The following is a 3,986-nucleotide window of genomic DNA, read 5'->3' on the forward strand; positions in this document are numbered from 1 at the left end:
TGCGATTGCCGCCTCAATCGCGTTTTCATCACCTGGCGGCACATCAATAAACATGATCTCGTCATCGGCGACAAGTGCAGCTTGACGATCAACGCGCTTCGGGATCGACAACTCAACATCAAACGGCAACGGGTTACCACCATCTTCGGCGCGCTCTGCCCAGTCGAGCGCAGACCCCTGACGGTCAAGGTCGGCAACGGTGACCGCGTATCCACGCTGAGCGAACACGGTCGCCAGAAACATCGTTGTGGTGGTTTTTCCCACCCCGCCTTTGGCGTTGATAGTGGTGATAATCATGACCTACCTCCTCTTTTTCAATACAGGTTTACAGGTTACGGGTTTACAGTTTTACAGTATACAGCTTTACAGGTTTACGCACTAGACCCCCTACACCACCCCACCGCCCATGCGCACAGCACGAGCGCTCTACCGCCGGAACGAGTACGCCAAAACCAACATGACGAAGGGCCGCTAAATGGGCTCAAATTTCCGTGAGTCTCAAAATGAGACTCATAGAGTGACCAGGAAAAACAGCCCTTTTCCTTACTCTAAATAGTGATCTGTTTCACTACTTTTTACCGGCTGTTGTGGACCGTTTTCATACGAGGATCGGCGGCCTTGTTGCATGCGCTGCTGCAACGAAATCCGCTCCGACAGGCTCACCGCATCACGCGAACTTCCCACCTGCCCCGTGCGCTCGTGCGCCTTGATCGCCGTCTCAATCCGTGATGCTTCTTGGCTTAACCGCTCAAGCTGTCCGTGATGCTGCAAGGCTTCTTCACGCAACGTGTGCGCCTGCTCGCCGAGCTGGTCAGCCTGCTTCACATTCCGCGCAATGATTACATCGCATTCAGCGATCTGCGCCGCGTACTCATTCGGCTTCAACGTCCGTGCAAACCAACCGCGATTGTCCTGCTTGGCAATCAAGCCTTGGCGCTTGCGCTGCATGCTGCGCACATGCTTCATTCGCTGCTCGCGCTGCTTGATGGTGTGCGTCTCCTGCTCCTCTAACCGGTCTATTGCTTCGCGGTGTTCATCGCACATCGTGCGTATCGCTGCAACGCGATTGCGTAGCTCAATGAGCTGGGTATCGTCCGGTGTGCGTGGTTGCTGCGGTGCCGTGCGCGCATGCCCTGTGCTCATGCCGAGCTTGTCGATCAGACCTGTTGCCACACGCTTTTCCTGCGGTTTCTCCGCAGGCACATCACGCGGTGCGCGTTGGGAGGCGTAGAACGCTTCCAGGCGCTGCAACCGTGCATGCGCTCGCCGCTGCGCGCACTCGCCTATGCGTGTGCCAGCAAATACGTCCGTGTCTGGCGGTGTTGTTGCGGCTAGCTTGGCAAGCTCCCAATCCGCTCTCGCGTTGCGGTGGATTGCATACGGGCTTTGATCGGAAGCTCTGCGCGTTGCTGCCTGCACCAACAGATCACGTGCATACTCGGTCGATTCACGCCGCAACTGCGATGTGTCAGCGCTTCGCCCATGTCCGGTATCGCTATCGCCAGGCATCGCCTCGGCCATGTACAAGTAGTTGCCCTCGCGTCCTCGCGTCAGTGGGACATATGCCCCGGCTTGATCAATCTGGCCTACAGCAGCAACCACGCGAGCCACGTCCACCGTGGCACCTTGGGACGCATGCCCAGAGGTGGCATATCCAAGCTGGACATATGCACCGACATACTCCGGGTTCAGCGTCACAGTGACGTTAGTTTCATCAAGTCTGCGTACCTGCATGGACCCATCGGCATTGATCTGTTCGACCTGCCAACGCTGCCCATTGCGCACCACATCACCAGCACTGGTGACCAGTTCATAATCGTTGTTGCGCGTCAGGATCGTGTCTCCAACATGTGCGACTTGCTCCCCGCTAATCGCCACCGACACCGTGGTGTCTAGCTCGCCTCGCTCGGCCATTACGGCCTGTGCGGCAGCGTTGAGTGCCGCCACGTACTCGTTGTTCGAAGCCACCAAGATTGAACGCTTCCCAGCGGAAATATCCTGCTTCCAGCCAGCAAGTGCATCGCCCATCATCGCGGTGACCGACCCTGCATGCAGTCTGCCAGCAGCGGCGTAAAAATCAGCAGCACGTTGCACATTCGGCAGCTGACCTGTGCGAAGCTGTTTCGATGCTTCCCGCTCGTGTGGATCTTTCTGGCGGAAGACCTCGGTGAGCTCCACTGCATCCGGCAGCTCATGGGCCAGCGTGGCGAGCATGCCTCCGCGTGCTTTCACCGCGCCATACTGGTTCGGGTCTCCGACAAACACCACGCGCGAACCTGCGGCCTGCGCGATCTCAAGGATGCGCACCACATCAGGAGTAGCCACCATGCCGACCTCGTCAACGACGACCACAGTGTCGGTGCCCCAACCAAGTTTTTGCGCTGCCGGCGACGCATCAACGCCGTCGACTTGCAGCAACACTCTCGCCACCGTCGAAGCACTATGCGCGACCTGCTCGCCGACCATCACATCGGCAGCTTTACCAGTCGGGGCCAATCCAACGACTTGTCGACCGGCCTGCTCCCACACACGACGAGCTGCTTTCAAGCTCGAAGTTTTTCCGGCACCTGCCGGGGCGACGACCACGCTTGCCAGATACCGCGACTGCACCACCGCGCGCATGGCTTCTGCTTGCGCCTGCGAAAGTTTGCCGTCGATTGGGACAATCGCCGACGCATCAACACCGGCGTCGACAACCGCCGTAGCAACGTCGATACCGCGATCAATTTCAGCGACCACTGCATCAGTTGTAAACCGCTGTGCGCCCTCACGCGCCTGGTCGTTGACCTCTGGTGCCTTATCCGGTGTCACCGTCCATGTGCTGTCATCGGCAAATACTTCGTCAGCAATCTGCTCGACAACTTCTCGCATCTGCTCCGGTGAAACAGCGCCAACCGGCATCATCTCGGCGATCTTCTCGACAACATCAGCGCGCGTAAACGTCGAGCGTTCAGCAACCACCGCAGCTAAAACGTCGCGCACATCGGGAAGCACCACACCTACATTGCGCGCTGTTCCTGGTCGAAGTGATGCGATAAACCCGCGCGCCTTCTCCCCCGCCGCACTTTGTTTCCAGCCTGCTTCAAGCTCAGCAAGGGGTGTATCTAAGTCCTTGCGCTGGCGTGTTTTCTTCTGCGCGACACGTCCCAACTCGCCGGTAGCCTCCAGCCCGTTCGCACTACGCCACGCATCAATTTCACGCGCCCTTGTCGAAAACGCGCGGATCATCTCGGGCGAATCAAGCCCAGCAATCTCCGCACACCCGTTGACGACTTCACCCCACGAAACACCCAACTCGCGCGAGAGTTCTTCACGAATCACCGCCTGATACAGCATCCCAGCGGCACGAGCCTCGTGATACACCCCCTTAGAATCAAGCGTTCGCCACTTCCCATCACGGCACAATTGCTTGTTCGACAACAGCACATGCGAATGCACATGAGGATCACCCGACCGCGACGTCCGATGCTCATATTTCACACCAGAAAGCGCCTCAACCCGATCAATAACCATGCGCGTTTTATCCCGCACATCAGCACGCCGCGTATAACCAGCGTGCTCCGAAAAGTAAGAAAGTGCGCTCTCAACCGCGCGCGCATGCGCCTGATCCACAACCTGTTTCAGCGCTGGATCGTCTGCCACACCCCACAGAATCGACACACTTTTCGGCGCGCAAAACGTCAGATCGAAACCAGGAACCCCGCTTTGTTTCGGCGCGCGCCCGAGCTTTTCACCACTCGGCGCAACCGCTTTATTAAACCAATCACGCACACGATCGCCGCCAACAACCGCGCCAACTTCGACCCCTAACGCGTCAGAAACTGCGCGCACTTGCGCACTCCTTTGCGCCATAATCCACGCCGTCGCAGGCTTCGTTCCGTCCTCCGAGTAGTACGCATCGGGACCACTCGAACGCTCCTCTTCGGTCGAAACAGTGGACTCGTAATAGGCCACAGACTCACCGTGCAGCTTCGCAATCGTGAGCA

2 protein-coding genes are annotated in these 3,986 nt (G+C 58.2%); both read right to left on the reverse strand.

All coding sequences use genetic code 11. From position 1 onward, the window contains the following. On the reverse strand, window positions 1–297 hold a 297-nt coding region (locus Q0U90_RS11480; RefSeq protein WP_297455258.1), incomplete at its 3' end, for a ParA family protein. A gap of 246 nt (window positions 298–543) precedes the next feature. Then, a partial coding sequence (mobF, locus tag Q0U90_RS11485) for a MobF family relaxase (protein ID WP_297455261.1) occupies window positions 544–3,986 on the reverse strand: 3,443 nt, incomplete at its 5' end.

Source organism: uncultured Corynebacterium sp., from assembly GCF_946998835.1.
Taxonomy (GTDB): Bacteria; Actinomycetota; Actinomycetes; order Mycobacteriales; family Mycobacteriaceae; genus Corynebacterium.